Source organism: Motilimonas eburnea (assembly GCF_021295345.1).
Lineage (GTDB): Bacteria > Pseudomonadota > Gammaproteobacteria > Enterobacterales > CBDFNC01 > Motilimonas > Motilimonas eburnea.
Genome location: NZ_JAIMJB010000003.1, coordinates 58,354 through 76,483 on the forward strand (window position 1 = coordinate 58,354; position 18,130 = coordinate 76,483).

The 18,130-nt window shown below is 45.5% G+C and carries 21 protein-coding genes; 9 read left to right on the plus strand and 12 right to left on the minus strand.

Annotated features, from left to right (window positions below; translation table 11 throughout):
- Positions 1–186: 186 nt before the first annotated feature.
- Positions 187–375 (minus strand): hypothetical protein, encoded by a 189-nt coding sequence (locus K6Y21_RS03920; RefSeq protein ID WP_233070435.1) that lies wholly within the window; start codon positions 373–375, stop codon positions 187–189.
- A gap of 177 nt (positions 376–552) precedes the next feature.
- On the opposite strand from K6Y21_RS03920, the gene K6Y21_RS03925 reads away from it, so the two are divergent.
- Positions 553–870, plus strand: a complete 318-nt coding sequence (locus K6Y21_RS03925; protein WP_233070436.1) for a hypothetical protein — start codon at positions 553–555, stop codon at positions 868–870.
- A 25-nt stretch (positions 871–895) separates the two neighbouring features.
- On the opposite strand, the gene K6Y21_RS03930 is transcribed toward K6Y21_RS03925, so the two are convergent.
- Positions 896–1,555 carry a flagellar brake domain-containing protein gene (locus K6Y21_RS03930; RefSeq protein WP_233070437.1) on the minus strand — a complete coding sequence of 220 codons (660 nt, stop codon included), beginning with the start codon at positions 1,553–1,555 and terminating at the stop codon, positions 896–898.
- 22 nt (positions 1,556–1,577) lie between these two features.
- Entirely contained in the window at positions 1,578–2,084 is a 507-nt protein-coding gene (locus tag K6Y21_RS03935; protein WP_233070438.1) for a DUF3087 family protein, read from the minus strand.
- A 152-nt stretch (positions 2,085–2,236) separates the two neighbouring features.
- Between K6Y21_RS03935 and rluA the strand changes: the two genes are divergently transcribed.
- Positions 2,237–2,893, plus strand: a complete 657-nt coding sequence (gene rluA / locus K6Y21_RS03940; protein ID WP_233070439.1) for a bifunctional tRNA pseudouridine(32) synthase/23S rRNA pseudouridine(746) synthase RluA — start codon at positions 2,237–2,239, stop codon at positions 2,891–2,893.
- Between the two features lie 22 nt (positions 2,894–2,915).
- Here the strand turns inward: rluA and K6Y21_RS03945 are convergent, their stop codons facing one another.
- A complete protein-coding gene (locus K6Y21_RS03945) occupies positions 2,916–3,296 on the minus strand; it encodes a DUF2799 domain-containing protein (RefSeq protein ID WP_233070440.1) in 381 nt (126 codons plus the stop codon).
- A 315-nt stretch (positions 3,297–3,611) separates the two neighbouring features.
- Between K6Y21_RS03945 and K6Y21_RS03950 the strand changes: the two genes are divergently transcribed.
- Positions 3,612–4,298, plus strand: coding sequence for a substrate-binding periplasmic protein (locus K6Y21_RS03950; RefSeq protein ID WP_233070441.1), 687 nt, complete (start codon positions 3,612–3,614; stop codon positions 4,296–4,298).
- Positions 4,299–4,412: 114 nt separating this feature from the next.
- Here the strand turns inward: K6Y21_RS03950 and K6Y21_RS03955 are convergent, their stop codons facing one another.
- Both K6Y21_RS03955 and K6Y21_RS03960 read right to left on the minus strand, forming a co-directional pair.
- Positions 4,413–4,580 (minus strand): hypothetical protein, encoded by a 168-nt coding sequence (locus K6Y21_RS03955; RefSeq protein ID WP_233070442.1) that lies wholly within the window; start codon positions 4,578–4,580, stop codon positions 4,413–4,415.
- A gap of 200 nt (positions 4,581–4,780) precedes the next feature.
- Positions 4,781–5,881 carry a beta-N-acetylglucosaminidase domain-containing protein gene (locus K6Y21_RS03960; RefSeq protein ID WP_233070443.1) on the minus strand — a complete coding sequence of 367 codons (1,101 nt, stop codon included), beginning with the start codon at positions 5,879–5,881 and terminating at the stop codon, positions 4,781–4,783.
- 170 nt (positions 5,882–6,051) lie between these two features.
- Here K6Y21_RS03960 and K6Y21_RS03965 point away from each other — a divergent pair, with 170 nt between their 5' ends.
- The 3 genes from K6Y21_RS03965 (at position 6,052) to K6Y21_RS03975 (ending at position 9,026) form a co-directional block, all read left to right on the plus strand.
- Entirely contained in the window at positions 6,052–6,981 is a 930-nt protein-coding gene (locus K6Y21_RS03965; protein WP_233070444.1) for a DNA/RNA non-specific endonuclease, read from the plus strand.
- A gap of 120 nt (positions 6,982–7,101) precedes the next feature.
- Positions 7,102–8,037: a formimidoylglutamase gene (gene hutG, locus K6Y21_RS03970; protein ID WP_233070445.1), complete on the plus strand. Its 936-nt coding sequence runs from the start codon at positions 7,102–7,104 to the stop codon at positions 8,035–8,037.
- Positions 8,038–8,432: 395 nt separating this feature from the next.
- Positions 8,433–9,026: a superinfection exclusion B family protein gene (locus tag K6Y21_RS03975; protein ID WP_233070446.1), complete on the plus strand. Its 594-nt coding sequence runs from the start codon at positions 8,433–8,435 to the stop codon at positions 9,024–9,026.
- Between the two features lie 85 nt (positions 9,027–9,111).
- Here K6Y21_RS03975 and K6Y21_RS03980 read toward each other — a convergent pair whose 3' ends face one another.
- Both K6Y21_RS03980 and K6Y21_RS03985 read right to left on the minus strand, forming a co-directional pair.
- On the minus strand, positions 9,112–11,028 hold the full coding sequence (locus K6Y21_RS03980; protein ID WP_233070447.1) for a hybrid-cluster NAD(P)-dependent oxidoreductase: 1,917 nt from the start codon (positions 11,026–11,028) through the stop codon (positions 9,112–9,114).
- Positions 11,029–11,077: 49 nt separating this feature from the next.
- Complete coding sequence (locus tag K6Y21_RS03985) at positions 11,078–11,536, minus strand: methylglyoxal synthase (RefSeq protein ID WP_233070448.1); 459 nt, start codon at positions 11,534–11,536, stop codon at positions 11,078–11,080.
- Between the two features lie 318 nt (positions 11,537–11,854).
- On the opposite strand from K6Y21_RS03985, the gene K6Y21_RS03990 reads away from it, so the two are divergent.
- Both K6Y21_RS03990 and aroG read left to right on the plus strand, forming a co-directional pair.
- Positions 11,855–12,340 carry a hypothetical protein gene (locus K6Y21_RS03990; RefSeq protein WP_233070449.1) on the plus strand — a complete coding sequence of 162 codons (486 nt, stop codon included), beginning with the start codon at positions 11,855–11,857 and terminating at the stop codon, positions 12,338–12,340.
- 133 nt (positions 12,341–12,473) lie between these two features.
- Complete coding sequence (gene aroG, locus K6Y21_RS03995; RefSeq protein ID WP_233070450.1) at positions 12,474–13,529, plus strand: 3-deoxy-7-phosphoheptulonate synthase AroG; 1,056 nt, start codon at positions 12,474–12,476, stop codon at positions 13,527–13,529.
- Positions 13,530–13,789: 260 nt separating this feature from the next.
- Here the strand turns inward: aroG and K6Y21_RS04000 are convergent, their stop codons facing one another.
- Together K6Y21_RS04000 and K6Y21_RS04005 are read right to left on the minus strand one after the other, a co-directional pair.
- The gene (locus K6Y21_RS04000; RefSeq protein WP_233070451.1) at positions 13,790–14,974 is read right to left on the minus strand and encodes a cystathionine beta-lyase; all 1,185 of its coding nucleotides are present in this window, start codon (positions 14,972–14,974) and stop codon (positions 13,790–13,792) included.
- A 145-nt stretch (positions 14,975–15,119) separates the two neighbouring features.
- Positions 15,120–15,830 carry a DUF3581 domain-containing protein gene (locus K6Y21_RS04005; RefSeq protein WP_233070452.1) on the minus strand — a complete coding sequence of 237 codons (711 nt, stop codon included), beginning with the start codon at positions 15,828–15,830 and terminating at the stop codon, positions 15,120–15,122.
- A 280-nt stretch (positions 15,831–16,110) separates the two neighbouring features.
- Between K6Y21_RS04005 and K6Y21_RS04010 the strand changes: the two genes are divergently transcribed.
- Entirely contained in the window at positions 16,111–17,016 is a 906-nt protein-coding gene (locus tag K6Y21_RS04010) for a chemotaxis protein (RefSeq protein ID WP_233070453.1), read from the plus strand.
- A 4-nt stretch (positions 17,017–17,020) separates the two neighbouring features.
- On the opposite strand, the gene K6Y21_RS04015 is transcribed toward K6Y21_RS04010, so the two are convergent.
- A complete protein-coding gene (locus K6Y21_RS04015) occupies positions 17,021–17,725 on the minus strand; it encodes a tyrosine-protein phosphatase (protein WP_233070454.1) in 705 nt (234 codons plus the stop codon).
- Positions 17,722–18,129 carry a hypothetical protein gene (locus tag K6Y21_RS04020; protein WP_233070455.1) on the minus strand — a complete coding sequence of 136 codons (408 nt, stop codon included), beginning with the start codon at positions 18,127–18,129 and terminating at the stop codon, positions 17,722–17,724. Before K6Y21_RS04020 ends, K6Y21_RS04015 begins: the two co-directional genes overlap by 4 nt.
- Between the last annotated feature and the right edge of the window lies 1 nt (position 18,130).

Below are 18,130 nucleotides of genomic sequence, written 5' to 3' on the forward strand. Positions count from 1 at the left end.
TTCTAAGTAAATACTGCTCAACGACGCACAAAACGCTTTTAGCCGAATCCGTAGGACAGCGTTTGTTGGATATTTCTACTGCGTTAGCGCCTTTTAACATAGATGACTATGCTACAAAGTCTCTGCCTTGTATAAATACCCAACAAATCGCTGCAAAAACAAGCTCAAAAGGTAAACAGGCCCTAATCAAACTTGAATATTTATGTTTTGGCCGATAGAGCTCGAAGGGTCTGGCTTGGGAGCTGAGCCAGATGACTCTAAGGTGGCCGATTGGATCAACTGCAGCTCTTGCTGCCCTTGGGTTTCTTGCTGCTTTTTATTCAGTGCCGCCTGCCAAGCTTCTTGACCTAAACCTGAATTTCCCGATACCTGCATACTGCCTCCTGTATCTGTGCGAACAAAAATGAAATCACTGCATATCGATGAATTGTCGTTTACTTTCCCAAGCGAACACAGGGTTGGCTAAAGGGTAATCAAATAAACACATGCTCATTCAGCTTACCGCTACTTGAGTATATACTACTGTCATCACTTCACTGCTTACTATAGATTATGACACACGAACAAATTTTGAACAGCTTAAAAGAGAATATTCAGCTAATTTACCGCCAATCTGTCGACGCGGACCAAGCTATAGCAGCATTAAAAGAGCAAGATAAGGCCAAATTTTCTGCCATCTTTGGCGACAATACCCCATTTCGAACCCGCTCGCCGTTATTCTTAGTTTACGTTGAGGAGCTGGCTGGCGATCTACTCACCCTGCAACAAAGCAGTAATGATGACGAATTCAAACGCACGCTAGCCGAATTAGTCAAAAAGATAGAAGCCATGTTCAAAACCTTACACGCGTTTAAGCAAGGACTAAAATAATGACAAACAAGAGTAATAGGCTCACCTACTGCTCTTGATCTAGGCTAATCAGCATTTTTTCAAAGATCTGCTCCACATTATGGCTAACACTGTTATCCAGTTTGATGCCAATTGACCATAGTCCTGACTCTTCCTTCTGGTTACAGACCACACCTAACAATTTAAATAATTCACTTTTGTTAGCATTCTCAACCATGATGGTCATTTGTTGACCTTTGAACGCACTATTTTGCACTGGGTCCACCAAACGAACACGACAACCATGGGGAGAAATATCAATCACCTGACCCGATAACATTTGGGTTCCATAGCGTACCTTGGCGGCTAATTGGGTCGGCAATCGCCGCTCAGCTCGCAAGGGCTGACGTTGTACTCCCTTAGGGTAAGTGATGACTAACATCTTAGTTGGCCTAGATACCGTGGTCACCACCTGACATTTAAATGCCATTACCGAGCCGAGTTGATCCTCTACAAGCACCCTAATGATGATGTCATAGCCCTCTCGTAATAGATCATATTTATCACCCCAGCGTTTGGGATCGGGGTATTGCAGCAACAAGAAGTCGTCGGCTTGATAGCCGATTAAAGCTAACTTCATTTTTGATCTAACCCCGGCTGGCGTAATGGCCTCCACATGTAACATCATTCCTGGGCGTAAAAAATTAAGTTGGTCAGTGACTGTCATGCCAAGCATCCATTTCGGCGAATTAAAATTGATCTAACAAAGTGCGTGAGTAGGCGTTAACGTCAAGATGCAGCCCTTGCGTTGCTGCTTGATTTTCAAGCCTGTCCATTAAAGGGCGTAACTCATCAAGCGTGATGGTGTTATCATCCAGCTGCCAAAGTTGACGCGACCCTTGATAGGAAAAGTGTAACACCTGCATTGCCGTTTCGTCCCCTTGCTGCGCAGCTTGCTCAATGTTGCGGATCTTACGATTGATAAGGTTAAGCTCGTGTTTAAGATCCCACACATACATAACTTCCCGCATATATGGGTGAGCACGATAGTAACGCAATAACTGCAATACGAGTCCGCCACCTAATACCACCCCCGCCAAATTTAAAACAAAATTTGACCCCGCCTCATCCCCAAAAAAATGGATCAAAGTTGTGGAGATACTTAAGGCTACCACCGTCAGCAGCGCAATAGCGGCCACTATCACACGATTAAGGCGTTGACGGTATTGCTGCTTATTTATCTCTCTTAACATCATGAGCACTCCTTAAGCTTGGTATTCACATTCATTATCGCGCGGCGGCTACTATACAACAAGCTAAGCAATAGCCGTAAACATGCGTGAGCTTTGCGCATTCAAGAAGGAAAAGGTATCCTAGCGCCATTTTCAATCTAGGCTAGAAAACTCCTATGGCAATGCTCGAGTATCACCCCCCAACGGATCCTTGGTTAGATATTATTTACCAAGATCGGGACATTATCGTCGTCAATAAACCCAGCGGTTTGTTGTCTGTGCCGGGGCGGGATCCTAAGCACAGTGATAGCACTTGGCGCCGGGTGCAAGAGCAGTTTCCTGATGCCCAAATTGTTCACCGCCTCGATATGGCGACGTCAGGCGTGATCGTTCTCGCTATGCATAAAGATGCCGAACGAAATCTAAAAAAACAATTTATGAATCGCGAAACAGAAAAAGTTTACTACGCCAGAGTATGGGGACACTTAGCCGAAAAATCGGGATTAGTTGATTTGCCATTGATTTGTGATTGGCCTAACCGACCCAAGCAGATAGTGTGTTATGAAAATGGTAAAGCATCACAAACCTATTACGATGTGCAAAGCGAAGATGAGCAAACCAGTCTGGTCAAACTGACTCCCATCACGGGGCGCACCCACCAGCTGAGAGTGCATATGCAAGCCATCGGTCATCCGATTTTAGGTGACTATTTCTACGCCACCCCCGAAGCACAAGCGCTGTCTTCACGCTTATTGCTTCATGCGACTTGGCTCAAAATAAAACACCCTCGAACCCATCAAGCCATGGAATTTTCTTGCCCTCATGGCTTTTAGCAGCATGCGGGCTTAGCGCCACTTAATCAGGAAATTCGGGACGAAAGAACTTATCTCTGCCGCGTTGCCAATGTAACTTAAAGCGGCCTTGATCCTTGTCGTCACAGACACCGAAATAAGGTCGACCTCGACGGCCTAACTCGTAAGGATCTTGTTCGGTGCAATAGCTATTTACGCCTTGTTGGTAAGCCTCTAGGTATTGATCGTAATCCGTCACCACAACCTGATATTGATTGGCTAATTGGACCAATTCATCTGCCGTTTTTAAGGGCTTTCCTTGTCTACCATCACGCTCGCCAAGAGAGTGCCATTGTGCTTGCTCAACCATCGACTGCTGCGTTGGGATCTGAGCGCACCCGACCAACGCAGTCAACCCTATCCCGACCAATATCATCCTCATCATTATCTCCTCTTTTGCTGCCATCGGTACTCAAGCACTTCTGAAAGCAGGTACTTTGAAATCTATCCTAGCAATTAAAGCTCAACCTCAGCTGAACCAAAGTGGATCCACGCACCACTTTTGTTTTAGCCGCAATAATGGGATATTGGGTATAATAAAACGACTTTTAAACAGCAGGAGCAAATCGTGCTTTCCCTTCACACATTTAATCCATTGTTTTTATTAAATAAATACAGAACAGCCTGGTTGCTCGCCATGCTCTTCGTTCCTTTTATGGTCAAAGCTGATTTAGCCTTACTCACTTCCCATGAGCCCCCAATGAACTTTGAACGTCACGGTAAAGTCGAAGGGGTGATCACAGACTACGTCAGATTACTGGCGAGTCATACTCAACACCAACAAGAAATCGAAATCGCGCCTTGGGCTCGCGTGCTTGAGGTGGGTTTACAGCGGCCCAACACGCTGATCTTTAGTGCTGAGCGAAACCCTCAACGTGAGCGCAGTTTTCATTGGATAGGACCTGTGATGGCAAAGCATTGGTATTTTATTGTTCACCAAGACACCGATACTTCTTTTCATCAACTTGAGCATTTCAAACAACTAGAAGACATAGGGGTACTGCGTGCGGATAACCGCGAGACTTGGTTAAAGTCACAAGGGTTCAATAACTTATACCCACTCAATACGTTGGAGCAGGCCTATAAAATGCTGTTAGCCAAACGCCTTGATGCGGTTTTAACGGGTGATATTGAACATGCCTATATGCTTGCACAGCAGCCTGAATTTAAACGCTTAGTTAAAGTCCACTACGTCAACACCGCATACAGCTATTTAGCCATTTCAAAAAACACCGCCCCCAGTGTTGCAAAACAATGGCAAGATGCCTTTAACCACTTCAAAGGCAGCCCTGAACTCATCAAGATACAGCAAAAGTGGCAACACAAGCTGACCAGAGACCTCACTTTGCATGAAGGCATGTTCGAATTAAGCAAACCTAAGGATTAGCGTTTGTGACGCTACTTTCGTGATACCTGAAAGCCCATAAAGTGAGCTCTTATATAGCTATTTTGTGGATATAACGAATAAAAAAACCAGCTAGATAGCTGGCTTTTTTATTAACTAAAAACTTTGGTCGTCACCCTCTGCATATTTCTTTTGACGCCGCTTTTCACGCACAAGATTCGCTTGAATTTTTTCTTTCTTCTTGCGCTTGTGATCAGCCACATCATGGTAGTCAGGCTCTTCGTAGTCGTCATCATAATCATCGTTGATGAATGTCTTACCCATAGCTTTAAAGCTCCAATGTTGATTACATTGCAATAAATAGCCTTAGCAGAGCACGAAATAAAGTGAAAGTTTTTCATCTTCATGAAAAATTTTTTTGCAGATAATTTAAACAATTGCCGCAATCATACCAAGGGGATATTTATTGTTAACGCGACAACAATACCCCCTCACTATGACAACTTGATGGCAGCGTCTTGCTGTCAATCTTGGGTCCATTGTTGCACCTGATTAGCATCAAACTCGTACTCTTTGTTAAGCCAACCCAACACCTCTTGCGCCATAGGATGATCAAATTGACCATATCGCGCTTTTAGCCTTTCCACTTCCTCAACGCTTAATAACTTAAAACCTCTATCAGCAAAGTCAGCAACATCTTGCGCTAGTTGCGCCGCTAACTCCCTCGGCACTAAATCCGTTAACGCTTGATGTAAAGCATGTTCAGGATCGTATTGCTCACCTTGTTGATACACCATAGGCAAGGTAGACAAAGAAATTTTTGACAGTTGGGCCTGGTTCATCGGGTTAACAAAGTGGCCCCGCGTTAAGCTAGGCATGCTAGCCAACCTGTCCTTAAAGGCACGCAAAAATAAATAATGCCAATTTTTCATATCATTCACTGGGTAGTTATCCCATATCACCGGCTTGCGGCCTAACTGACTGGCAACGCGCTGTAAATGCTCTGGAGGGTAAGCGACCGACCACACACTTGGCCCGGTCCAAAACACGTCGAATTTGTTATCTAATCGGTCACCCAATAGCTCTAAATATCCTTCCGGCTTTGCACCAAAAATACGTTCTAAAACAGGATCATCTGAATAATAAGTCGGGCACATAATGATTTCTTTTGCCTGACTGTGCTGAGCAATGAAATCACAAATTTCGGCTTGATTCACCGCCAGTTCTGGCACATCACCACGCATATCATCAAATAAGATACATAAAATATCTGCACCTATGGCGTTGATTTCTGACATCTTCTTAACCAAGGCCTGCCGGGTGTGACTATTCCAGTGTTGGTAAACTTCGTAAGGGCTTAAAGCGATTCCAAACTTTAACCCTGCCTGCTGATAACAACGGGCTAATTGTTGTAAATGCGCTCGCTCAGAATCACTCCATGGCTGCTGCCAATGCTCACGTAGCTTAAGATCAAATTTGGGACCATAAATATAGGCTCCGTATCCTTGTTGTGCCAAAAAGCCAGAATAGGCTTGTCGAGTCTGCCAAGACCAAGGTTTGCCATAAAACCCTTCTATGACACCTAGATTAAAACCTTGAAACTGCTGAGATAAGTGTGCTGACATAACGCCCCCTAATGATCATGACTGCACTCAGCATAAAGAAAATACACCAAAAAACTAGCGTTTGTTTCACAGGCTAAGGTCACAGTATAGATATTTCCTAACCACCCCTGTCCAAAATAAACATCAGTTCGCCTACAATTAATGACAAATAAATCAATACATTATTATCCATGCGCAAACCCTACCTCTCAACTTGCCTACTCCTTGTCATTGCTGGTTGCCAAGGTGGCACCAGTTCACTGCAAACAAGTCAACCAAGCGCAACCATTGGCGCTATCGGCTGTGAACACGCCCTAGTCGGCCATCAATCAGATCTCAGTTTGTGTCGTGAAGGCTATCAAGTTGGCTTTAACCTAACCCATCGCACCGCAGATTGGGTCAGCTATCAATTAACTCCCGAACGTGTCATTGGCTATGATGAGGGCTATGATTTTATTCCCGACCTCGACTTACCTAGCTCAGCTCAAGTCGACCCCTCCCTTTATCTGGCCACGGGTTATGATCGCGGCCACCTTGCCCCTGCGGCCTCAATGGATTTCACCTCAACGTCAGCCCAGCAATCATACTTGATGAGCAACATCGTTCCGCAGCTACCCGAGTTTAACCGTCAAGGCTGGGCAGATTTAGAAGCTTGGGAGCGCCAATGCACGCTCGAGCTTGGTCACCTGATGGTCATAACCGGTCCAATATATCAGCCTAGCGATCAGCGATGGTTAGCACACCAAGTTCGCATTCCTTCAGCCTATTTTAAAGCCTATGCCAGCCCCATTAACCAGCAAACTACCATGGCCTTTGTCATTCCCCATCAAGGCTTTCAGTTAAATGAAATAGACCAATATCAAGTCAGCCTCGCCCAACTGGAGCGGGTCACTAAACTGCGCTTATTCCCTGAGCGAGGGTTAAATAAACATGAGCGAGGTAGCCTCTGCCACCTCAACGGTGACAACACCTCCACCTCGACTGCATTGACCTGTGAAGATAAGCGCTATTGCAACCAAATGCAGAGTTGCCAAGAAGCGCAGTTTTATCTAAATACCTGTGGCTTAAGCAGGTTAGATAATGATAACGATGGTATCGCTTGCGAGTCTTTATGTTACTAAGCCAAGAATTTTGCAGCAGTTCACAGATGCATTAATTTTGTCATTAAAGGGGCGGATATGGGTTTTAGTTTGACCACGATGTGCCAAACTAAAATCAGCTAACCCCCTGAGATGATTAGAATGACAGAGATATCTTCGCCATTATGGCTAGGCAAACAAGACCGAGAAGACAGCCCACTAGCCTTACGTTGGCATAATAAAGTGACTCGGTTAAGCCCTAGTGCACAACCTGGCACTTGTTTAATCGGCTTCCCGTGTGATTTGGGCGTACGAAAAAGTAAGGGACGGCATGGCGCAGCCAAAGGGCCAGAGGCCATTCGCCGAGCCCTTGCTAATCTTGCTTGGCATCTAGATAAACCGGTTTATGATGCGGGCAATCTAGATTGCGAGTGGTTTGAGCTGTCCAAGGCGCAAGCTGATTTAGGAACCATGGTCGCCGATATACTCGCAAAAAAACACTTCCCCATTGTGTTGGGTGGCGGACAAGAGCTCGCCTTTGGCTGCTACCAGGGATTAGATAAGCAGTTACCTGCATCGGCAAAAATTGGCGTCATCAATTTTGATACCCATTTTGACATCCGCAGCGATCAAGATGGTGGCTCATCGGGTAGCCAATTCTATCAGATAATGAAGCACGCTAAGGAGCACCAGCGCGAACTGCAATATCTCTGCCTTGGGGTAAGCCAAATCAGTAACAGCCAAGCCTTGTTCCAACGCGCCAAAGCGTTTCAAGTTAAATACAAATACGATACCGAGCTGCATTGGAATAATATTGATGTCGTCAAAGCGGTCATTAAATCCTTTATTAATGAAATGGATGCTATCTATATCAGTGTTGATCTCGCAGTTTTACCCGCATACATAGCACCGGGAGTCAGCGCGCCAGCGGCTTATGGCATGCCATTAGAGCTACTGGAGCACCTTATTCTCACGGTCAAAAAGCATGGTCAAAGCAAGCTAAAACTGGCGGACATCAGCGAATACAACCCCAATTTTGACCAAGACAATCGTACCGCCAATGTCGCAGCGCGCCTAATTAGTCAGTTGGCAAAATAGCCAGCATCATGGCTGTCAGATTCTTGTCATATATGCCATTTATACTGAGCAGGCTTTTAAGACTTAGCGAATTGGCTTATGTGGATTGGAAAACGCGTGGTATATCCCCGACGTAACCTCGACTTCAGCGAAGGCGTGGTTATTAGCCACCAACAAAATACAGGATGGGTTTCGGTTAGAGATTTCTCCGGTGAGTTGTGGCAAGGACATCTCCATCAAATCGCACTTTTGTAGTGATGCGATCCTAACAAGACCTGCCCTTGGCTAACCAAGGGCTTTTTTTTGCCTAGCATTAATATTGGCACTACACTTGCTTAAACTATCCCATCAGGCTCATCTCGATGCCAACTAACATTTTCCACCATGCCTCATTGGAAAGACGAAGGGGATACAACATGAAACATATCATTACGCAATTCTCAATGAATGTTCAATTTAGCCTATTAATGGCTTGGGTATTATTGAGTGGCATATTTATGTTACTTCTGCCCAACGGGCTAGCCGAAGCACTCAATATCCATTTGCTGCAGGCTCAACTGAGCCCCTATCTAACCGTTGCCAGCATTATTAGTTGTGCCTACTTTATTGCTAAAGCCCTGTTATACACTCACTATAAGCTGACCCATAAAACCGAGCAGCAAGAGCAACATAAGCGTATGACCGAGATGATAAAGCGCCTCGACTTTGAAGAGAAAGCAGTTTTACGTGAATACATCATTCAGCGTAAAAATGTGCTGTCTTTACCCTTAAATGAACCGGCCGTTGCTAACCTATTAGATGCAGGTGTACTGGTGCCCGCATTAGCGACCCAAGAAATAAACGGCGAACGACGTATCGTGAAGCTGTCGATCAACCTTGCCGCACGGCCATTACTCACCCACAAGTTATTGGGCCTACCACAAGGAAAGATGACAGAAGAAGAAGTTGAGTTACTAAAATCGGCTCGCCCAGAATATGCCCGTCAAAATTTTGTTGGCCTGCGCGGTTAGGCTCACTCAGTCAGTGTCAAAAAAGTGGCCAACTGCGCTTTTTTGACACCTTTACACGGCGTGTGGCAGCCAATCATCACTATCCTTAGTGCTGCGACACCACAAGATCGGTTTGCGGAACACAACTACAGGCCAACACAACTCCCGCGTCACGCTCATCCGGCGTTAATGCCGCATCACTTAACATGCGCACTTCGCCCGATTGCAACTGCACCTTACACGCGCCACACATACCGCCTCGACAAGAAAACGGCAAGCTCAATCCAGCCTGCTCTGCTTGCTCTAATAAGGTAAGTTGGTTATCCCCTTCGACATAAGTATCCCAACTGTCGAACAAAATATTTAGTTGCTTTTTATTGCCACCAAAGCCGTCTTTTTGACCAAAACTTTCATCATGATACTGACTTGAGGGTAAACCAGCCGCCAATAAATATTGCTTCATTTGCGCCATAAAGCCGACTGGCCCACAAACAAATGCCGTACACTTGGTTAAATCTTTCACCAACTCAAACACGCCTTGATTGATATGACCAGCTTGCACTTCCGGGTTTAATGCGGGCGTTTGCACTTGTTCACGGCTGATAAAATAGTGCAGACTGAGATTAGGTAACAATGATTGAAAAAAGCTCAGCTCTTGTCGACATAACAAGTCAGCTTGGGTTTTCGCCGCATGGATAAACACCACATCACGACTTGGCTCCAAGTCACTGATATAACGTAGCATGGATAGCATAGGCGTTACCCCTACCCCTGCCGATATCATCAATAACGGTGCCTCACTGGGTGCTTTTTGTAAGTGGAAGCTACCCGCAGGTGCATGGGCAACGAGCGATTGGCCGATCTCAAGCTGCTCATGAAGCCAGCTTGAAACCTTACCTTGAGGCAACTTTTTCACTGTAATACTAATGAGATCGGGCCGCGTGGGTGTTGAGGACAGAGTATAAGTGCGTTTGTATGGCTTGTTATCTATGTTAACTTCAATATTGATGTATTGGCCAGCTAGGTAGCTAAACTTAGGGATATGAGTGCAACTAAAGCGAAACGTTTTGACGTCGTGACTTTCCTCTATCACGGCAACGCAGGTTAACACTTGAGTGTGTTGCTTATTCCACTGGTGAGCTTGGTCAACTAATGCAGTACTACGTAGCTTAGGCGCATGATTAACATACTCCTCCGGCGTTTGATATTCGAGCACCTCAACCTTATCAAAAACCGATATTTTACCTTCGTTTAGTGCTATCAAATTTTGACCAAAGTAGACCTGTCCATCGCTCCCCTTGCGGTACTTTTGTAACGTATTGAGGGGCTCGTTAAGCTCACTTTTTATTCCTGTAAAGGGATCTAGGGTGGTAAATATACAGCGAGAACAAGGTTTTACGACCGAAAAACGAACCTCGCCAATCTGAATGGTTTTCCAACTGTCTTCGGCAAATGCGGTACAATCGCTGACCACTAAGTTAGGACGAAAATGATCCATCGTCACACTTTCATCGGCACGTTCATTCAAGTCATCAAGGGATGCTTGCGATATCAGCAACAAAGGATAACCATCGGCAAAGGCCACTTGCGTTTGCCGATCTTTAACCAAGCGCTCACTTTGCTCGGCAAAATAAAGCAGCCGACAAGGCAGCCCTAAATAGTCACTGAACCAAGTATCATAATCTTTATGACACCATTGACCACTGACTTGCGTGCCCCAGATCTCGACATCAAGATAAAGGTGCCCAAAAGCGCGCTTATCAATTTCCAGCGCGGGCATATTGGGCGCACGAACATGCAAACCATTTTCGCTCAAGGCACTGTGAACTAAGGTTAAGGTCGGCTGGGTGCGAGCCGTAATAAATTTGCCTTTATGATCAACGAGAACAAACCTGCGATCAAACAATAAGCCAAGCTCTTCCACAAAAGCATGGTTGAGGTGCATGCCTGCCGTTGATTTTATGGGGAAAACGGTGATTTGACTTAACTTGGCTTGAGCCACGCCGGTGCGGGTTCCTGACATTTAAGCTTCCTTACTTGCACACCAAATAAAATGGGTGTGCAAAACTGTTTTACTGAGTACGTTCTGCTAAATAACCTGCATAATCAGGCACTTCAATTTCATATTCGTTATTCATGAACTCTGAATTCATTAAGAAATTGGCACTTGATTTGTTGGTGGCACAAGGAATGTTCCATACGGCAGCCAAACGTAATAGGGCTTTTACATCGGGATCATGAGGTACCGCGTTAAGGGGATCCCAGAAAAAAATCATCACGTCAATTTCCCCTTCGGCAATCAGCGCGCCAAGTTGCTGATCTCCCCCCATCGGGCCAGAGAGTAAGCACTTAACCGGAAGGCCGACTTTTTTACTGAGTAAGGTGCCTGTGGTCCCCGTGGCAAATAAATGATGAAATTTAAGCTGCTCGGCTTTTTCGTTAGCCCAGGCCAGTAAATCTGCTTTCTTGTTGTCATGAGCCACTAATGCAATACGTTTATTGGCGGCCATTTTTCGTGTGGTCTGTTTCACTTACTGCTCCCTATGACAGAATGTCTATTATTATACCCAATCAACCTGGATATGTTTGATTTCAGCATCTTCAAGTTGATTGGGTATACCTCGGTCCATCCCAGTTTAACGGCAATCAAATCACAGACACAGGGATAAACCTCGATTGGTTCAAGGGCTCATCAAAGTGTTGCATTTGCTTGATGTAAATCAATTTACCCGCGAATAGTCAAAACATCCAGAGCTTGTCACGCTAACTTCACCATTTTTATGATAAAACATGACTCTCCTAGGTGGGCGGTATCTCGCGACCTACTATTGACCGCGTTAGAGTATGCAATGATAAAAAGTAACCAGCTATTAGTGCAAACCTTAGAAAAACTTCCCCAATTGTTTATTGCCAACCCAGACATTAAGTTAATGGGATTGTGGATAGATAATCAAAATGAGCCCAGTTTACTGTACGCCATCTATCTGGAAAAAGACGATGTATCCGAAGAGCTGCCGTACCGAGCTCAATTAGCCATAGGTGAATGGGATAACACCAATAACAGCGAAGAATATTTTATCGAGGCCTTAACCGCCTCACGCTTGGTTGAAAAGCTGCGTAGTTTTATTGACCCCGCTCCGTTTGTGTTTTTTGAGGTGCCTAAGAGCATCACCATGGATGTCGTCAACATGTATCCCGACCCCATGATGTACAAACTATTTCCTGAACTAGGGGAATTTGAAGCTAGCTTAGATCAAAATGATTTATTGGATGCAAGGAAGCAAGCCAACCAAATACTTAACCATCTACACACAAAGACAGAATCGACTATTTAAGCTAAAAAATAGCATAAATAGTCTATATAATTATCAGTCAAATTTGCGCCAGCCCCGTTAAGGCTGGTACATTAAGGACACAAAGGGATAAGCATTGCCGAGCCATCTCGGCCATAATTAATGAGTGAGTATTATGCAATACCAAACGGATGATCTTCGCATTCGCGAAACCAAAGAACTTTTACCCCCCATTGCTGTACTAGAGAAATACCCAGCCACAGAAAAATCTTCAGCGACTGTGTATCAAGGCCGAACCGCCATCCAAAACATTTTACAAGACAAAGATGACCGCTTGTTAGTTGTGATTGGCCCATGTTCAATCCATGACACCCAAGCAGCCGTTGAATACGGCAAAAAGTTACTCTCTTTACGTGAAGAGCTCAAAGACAACCTAGAGATTGTCATGCGTGTTTACTTTGAAAAACCGCGCACCACAGTTGGCTGGAAAGGGCTAATTAACGACCCCTATATGAACGATAGTTTCCAAATTAACGATGGTTTGCGCATTGGCCGTAAATTATTGTTGGATCTAAATGAGTTGGGCATGCCAACGGCGAGTGAATTCCTCGATATGATTTCTCCGCAATATGTTGGCGATCTCATGTCTTGGGGTGCCATCGGCGCTCGCACCACTGAATCACAAGTTCACCGCGAATTATCTTCAGGTCTATCATGTCCAGTCGGCTTTAAAAACGGTACCGATGGCACCATTAAGGTGGCCATTGACGCGATTGGCTCAGCCAGTGCACCTCACCACTTTTTGTCGGTCACCAAGTTTGGCCACTCAGCCATCGTTTCTACTTCGGGTAACCCTGACTGTCACATTATTCTTCGTGGTGGTAAAGAGCCAAACTACAGTGCTGCCCATGTTGAAGCCATTTGTAGTGATCTCGCCAAAGCTGAACTACCACAGAAAGTCATGATCGACTTTAGCCACGCAAACTCCAGCAAGCAATACAAAAAGCAGCTTGACGTATCTACCGATGTGGCAGGTCAAATTGCCGCGGGTAACAAGTCTATATTTGGGGTGATGATCGAAAGCCACCTAGTGGAAGGTCGTCAAGATCTCGTGGATGGCAAAGCGGCCACTTACGGACAAAGTATTACGGATGCGTGTATTGGCTGGCCGGATACCGAAACCGTGCTGCGCCAATTAGCCGATGCGGTAGCCACCAGACGCCAAGCTTAAGCTGAGCGCTGATAGAAAACCAGCCATATGGCTGGTTTTTTTTGTTCAACGTCTTGTTTCACGCTACCTGTATCAGGGAAATCCTGCATAGATAGAGACCAGCCCCCCCTGCATAATGTGTTCATAAATCAACCAATATGTAGTGAGGAAAAAGTGCAAGCGCTAAATCTATTTTTTATCTTTCTGCAACTGGCTTTTGTGAGCGCCACGGCCCTCAATATTTGGCTGCTTTGGCGCTTTCTAAAACGCTTATAACCCGCTTATGCTTCTTGCGCCAAGACCTGGTTAAATCTGGCGAACCCTTGCTCTAAATCAGCAATTAAATCATCTGGGTCTTCAAGACCAATGTGCACTCGTATTAACGGGCCAGCCGCCTGCCACTGGGTTGCACTTCGTAAGCCTTGGACATTACTTACCGCCAAGATCAAGCTCTCGTACCCGCCCCACGAAAAGCCCATTTTAAAATGGTGCATGCCATCAAGTAGCGCCGTCAATGCAGCTTGATTACCGCGATTCAGCACAAATGAAAACAGGCCATTACTGCCGCTAAAATCGCGTTTAAAAAATTCATGGCCCGGGCAACTGCTCAACGCAGGATGGCGAATATGATCCACCTCATCTCGCGTTGCCAACCAATGAGCAACCTTAAGCGCGTTTTCTTGGTGCTGTCTCATACGTACCCCTATGGTACGCAGTCCTCGCATCGCCATGTAGATATCGTCAGGGGAGGTACACTGCCCCATTAGGTAGCTGTTTTCTCTTAGTTGTGGCCAGTGTGCTTCATTCGCCGTCGCCGTTCCTAGCATGACATCGGAGTGACCCACTATGTATTTGGTCGCGGCTTGAATGCTGATATCAACCCCATGAGCAAATGGGTCAAAATTTAACGGTGACGCCCAAGTATTATCTAACATCACGGTGATATCGTGCTGGTGAGCAATGCTGGCCAAGGTAGGTACATCTTGCACCTCCATGGTCAACGAGCCGGGCGATTCCAAAAATAAAATGCGAGTATTAGGCTGGATCAGCTCGGCAATGCCGGCCCCTATCATAGGGTCATAATAAGTGGTCGAGATGCCTAAGTTGGCTAACATCTTGTCACAAAAATCACGGGTTGGCTCATAAGCCGTATCGACCATTAAGATATGATCGCCAGTTTTAACAAATGACAAAATAGCATTACTGATCGCAGCCGTGCCCGATGGGTAAAGGGCGCAGCCCGCTCCGCCTTCCAGCTCAACCATGGCTTCTTGAAACGCAAATGAGGTATCCGTGCCGCGGCGGCCATAAAACATCACTTTATTGGTACGATTACCAGTGGCATGCTTCATCTGTGCAACCGAGTCAAACACCACGGTAGACGCTCTTACCAAAGGAGGGTTAACCACCCCTTTCGTCCATTTTTTTGCTCTGCCTGCCGAAACGATTTTAGTATCTTTTTTCATCACTTTTGCCAATCCTTAGAACCAGGCGGCTATTGTGGCATTTTTTAACTAAGACCAACATAGTCTATGCACTAATCAAGTAAAACTAATTACAAAGCAGTTGGTTGAGGAGGGAGCTAGGCCAGAGACGGCCTAGCTAAAAGGATTAGGCGCTATAGTTATCGCGGCTAGCTAGGTATTGCACACAAAATGCATCAATCGCGGCTTGATCAAACGCTCGTAACCCGCTTAACATCATTTTTTTCGAGCCAGTACCCACGACTTCGCCTGCCGATTTAACGTCGAAAATAAGATATGCGACACCACGCTTGCCATTGACCTCAAGACGACTCTCTGCCAACTCTAATTTAGGTGGCTCACTGAAGTTTACGTGGGTTAGGTTAAATTCCATACTGTCATAAATAACAAGTGGGCGCTCTGGATTAAGCATCACATTGTGCTCTGCCATTAAAGGCACCAATATGTGAGGAAAATTATGACCAGAAAATTCAACATAATTTCGCGCCATGGCTTCAATCACCGCAGCATCGTGACACACCTCCCCCTCACGCTCTACCGCTAAATACACCTTGCCATTGTCATCGTTGATATCAAAACTAAGCGCATCGGTATCAGGGAAGTTAAGGGCAACGTCTTTACCCACCATGCCAGCAAAGTTAAATGACATGCGTTGGCTGAGCCCATATTTGGCCAGCACCATGGAAAACAGCAAGTCACCAGGCACACAAAAGCGTTTATTGCTAGGGTCATGCAAAGGATTAAAGTCCCCTGCCACTCCTTTCGCAAAATGACTTGCTTGTTCAGGAGTGATCAAAACTTGATTGTTGTTCTCAGTAAAAAATTCGGATAAAAACATCGAAAAGTCACGACCCTGTACTAAATGAAAAGTAAAAATAATAGTCTTGCTATAATGAAGGCGGTTTTATACCAATAAAGCTGTCTGGTGTTAAGTAAAAATACCTAAAACCCTGTATAACTAATGATAAAGCGCAAACTTCGCTGCAATAGTCACATATCCACTCAAGCGAGGATTTCGACATTATCGATTTCTTGCTATTCTCTAAGCATTAGCCAGAGGCAATCACCAGAGCGGACCATTTCGCTAATACCGTCTCTTTCTCAATAGCGAGTGCACAATGAAAAACCAAACCAGTCATCATCAATCACAGGGTTTACTGCTGTTTCATCTAACATCGCAGCAAAGTTTTGCAATTGGCACACTCAAAGTACAAGAAATCGTTCCCTTCACTCAGTTGACCAGTATCCCCAATGCTCATCCTTGCGTTTTGGGCGCGGCAAACTTTCGCGGCCGAACCATAGCGGTCATTGACATGGCCAAGGCCATTGGCTACCCTCCAATCAAACCCGCAGAGCGCAAAAACTGCGTCATTATTATTACCGATTGCAGCCGACAATTAATGGGCTTTTTGGTACGCAGTATCGATAAGATCATTGAATGCGATTGGAAGAAAATTTCAGCCCCTGCGCAATCCCTTGGCCGCCATACTTATGTCACCGGCGTGACTAAGGTAGAAGATAAGTTAGTGCAGCTGATGGATGTCGAGCTATTACTCGATCAAGTTTACCCCGACAAAGATAATAAGGCATTGCCAACATTATCCAGCCATGAAAAAGCATTACTCAGGTCGCAAAACATCTTATTGGTGGATGACTCATCCGTGGCCCGCCGTCAATTGGCTGGCGCCCTTGATGAAATGGGCGTGCATTACTTGCTGCACAAAAACGGCCATGATGCCTTTGAAAACATGAAACAATGTGCAGCGCAAGGTGAGCCTATTGATATTCTCGTGAGTGATATTGAAATGCCCGGTCTAGATGGCTACGAGCTAGCATTTGAAGTGCGTAGCGCCCCTGCGATTGCTGATGCCTATATTATTTTACACACCTCACTATCAAGCGAAATCAGTGTTGATCGCGCTCACCAAATTGGCGCCGATGAGGCGCTGACAAAATTTGACGCAGAAGAATTGATCCATGCCATTTTACGTGGCGCAGAGAAAAAGCAGGCCGTTACTGGATAACCCGCTACAAACCGACGATCTCTGCTGGGGTATCCAATACCAAGGCTCTGGCTTTATCATGACCGAGCCATTGCTCTGCCTTGGCTAACGCTGCGGATAACTTAGGTGTACGATTACTTAAGTTATGAGCATCACTGGCAATCACACTGGCATGGCCTTCTTCCAGTAAGGCTTTTGCTCGCAGCAAACTACGCTCACCAAACCCACCAAGTAAAGAGTTGGCCGTCACTTGCATTAAGCAGCCTTGCTTAATGAAAGGCAGCAATTTAGCAGGTTGTTCCCAAACGGCTCGATTGCGCTCGGGGTGCGCTATCATGGGCAAAATACCCTGTTTTAATAACCAAGCAGTGAGATTGTCGCTACCTGGCGGTATATGGGCGTGGGGAAACTCGAGCAATAACACATTTTTTTGTCGATAACGGCCAATAAAAGGCAGTACCTCCTGCTTAGCCCACAACATAATCTGCGGGTCAAGGCGCACTTCGGCAGCCAAAGAAAAGGAATAGCTGTTATCTTGTTGCCTGATCAAACTCGCCGCGGCTGCGATGGTCTGCTGATTATTATCAAAGCGCCCAGGCTCAATATGTGGCGTCATGACACTATGGGTAATACCGTCATCACGCGCCATGGCCAACATATGTAAACTGGTCGAAACTTGGTCTGCGCCATCATCAATTCCCGGTAAAATATGACAATGTAAGTCAATCATAAATCCACCTTCTCTAACCAAATCTGCCTAGCCAATTGAAATAAAAGCCAAGCAAAGCCCCCGCCCAAGGCACTCATCGCAAAGTCCAGCAAATCAAACTGCCGCAATGGTGACCAAGCCTGCAAACACTCATCAATGAAAAAGGCCACAAGTACGCCAATACCTAACCACAGATAAGGCTTAAAACGCAGACGTAATTCATCCCTAAGTAAGCTAAACAAGGCTAACAACATGGCCAACATCAAAGCAAAACCAAAGCTAAAGTGAACCACCTTATCCCCACCTAACCCTTGCTCAAGTAGCCAAATCTGTTGGCTGGCTAATCCCAAGGTTTTCAACAGTGATAGTGCAGGAGCAACAGCAACCACTAACAGCGAGGGAATTAATAAAGGCCATCTAATCATG

Bases quoted from the DNA above. Each gene is read 5' to 3' on its own strand.
- K6Y21_RS03920 (WP_233070435.1), bottom strand. From the start codon at position 375: ATGCAGGTATCGGGAAATTCAGGTTTAGGTCAAGAAGCTTGGCAGGCG.
- K6Y21_RS03925 (WP_233070436.1), top strand. From the start codon at position 553: ATGACACACGAACAAATTTTGAACAGCTTAAAAGAGAATATTCAGCTA.
- K6Y21_RS03930 (WP_233070437.1), bottom strand. From the start codon at position 1,555: ATGACAGTCACTGACCAACTTAATTTTTTACGCCCAGGAATGATGTTA.
- K6Y21_RS03935 (WP_233070438.1), bottom strand. From the start codon at position 2,084: ATGATGTTAAGAGAGATAAATAAGCAGCAATACCGTCAACGCCTTAAT.
- rluA (WP_233070439.1), top strand. From the start codon at position 2,237: ATGGCAATGCTCGAGTATCACCCCCCAACGGATCCTTGGTTAGATATT.
- K6Y21_RS03945 (WP_233070440.1), bottom strand. From the start codon at position 3,296: ATGATGAGGATGATATTGGTCGGGATAGGGTTGACTGCGTTGGTCGGG.
- K6Y21_RS03950 (WP_233070441.1), top strand. From the start codon at position 3,612: ATGAACTTTGAACGTCACGGTAAAGTCGAAGGGGTGATCACAGACTAC.
- K6Y21_RS03955 (WP_233070442.1), bottom strand. From the start codon at position 4,580: ATGGGTAAGACATTCATCAACGATGATTATGATGACGACTACGAAGAG.
- K6Y21_RS03960 (WP_233070443.1), bottom strand. From the start codon at position 5,881: ATGTCAGCACACTTATCTCAGCAGTTTCAAGGTTTTAATCTAGGTGTC.
- K6Y21_RS03965 (WP_233070444.1), top strand. From the start codon at position 6,052: ATGCGCAAACCCTACCTCTCAACTTGCCTACTCCTTGTCATTGCTGGT.
- hutG (WP_233070445.1), top strand. From the start codon at position 7,102: ATGACAGAGATATCTTCGCCATTATGGCTAGGCAAACAAGACCGAGAA.
- K6Y21_RS03975 (WP_233070446.1), top strand. From the start codon at position 8,433: ATGAAACATATCATTACGCAATTCTCAATGAATGTTCAATTTAGCCTA.
- K6Y21_RS03980 (WP_233070447.1), bottom strand. From the start codon at position 11,028: ATGTCAGGAACCCGCACCGGCGTGGCTCAAGCCAAGTTAAGTCAAATC.
- K6Y21_RS03990 (WP_233070449.1), top strand. From the start codon at position 11,855: ATGATAAAAAGTAACCAGCTATTAGTGCAAACCTTAGAAAAACTTCCC.
- aroG (WP_233070450.1), top strand. From the start codon at position 12,474: ATGCAATACCAAACGGATGATCTTCGCATTCGCGAAACCAAAGAACTT.
- K6Y21_RS04000 (WP_233070451.1), bottom strand. From the start codon at position 14,974: ATGAAAAAAGATACTAAAATCGTTTCGGCAGGCAGAGCAAAAAAATGG.
- K6Y21_RS04005 (WP_233070452.1), bottom strand. From the start codon at position 15,830: ATGTTTTTATCCGAATTTTTTACTGAGAACAACAATCAAGTTTTGATC.
- K6Y21_RS04010 (WP_233070453.1), top strand. From the start codon at position 16,111: ATGAAAAACCAAACCAGTCATCATCAATCACAGGGTTTACTGCTGTTT.
- K6Y21_RS04015 (WP_233070454.1), bottom strand. From the start codon at position 17,725: ATGATTGACTTACATTGTCATATTTTACCGGGAATTGATGATGGCGCA.
- K6Y21_RS04020 (WP_233070455.1), bottom strand. From the start codon at position 18,129: ATGATTAGATGGCCTTTATTAATTCCCTCGCTGTTAGTGGTTGCTGTT.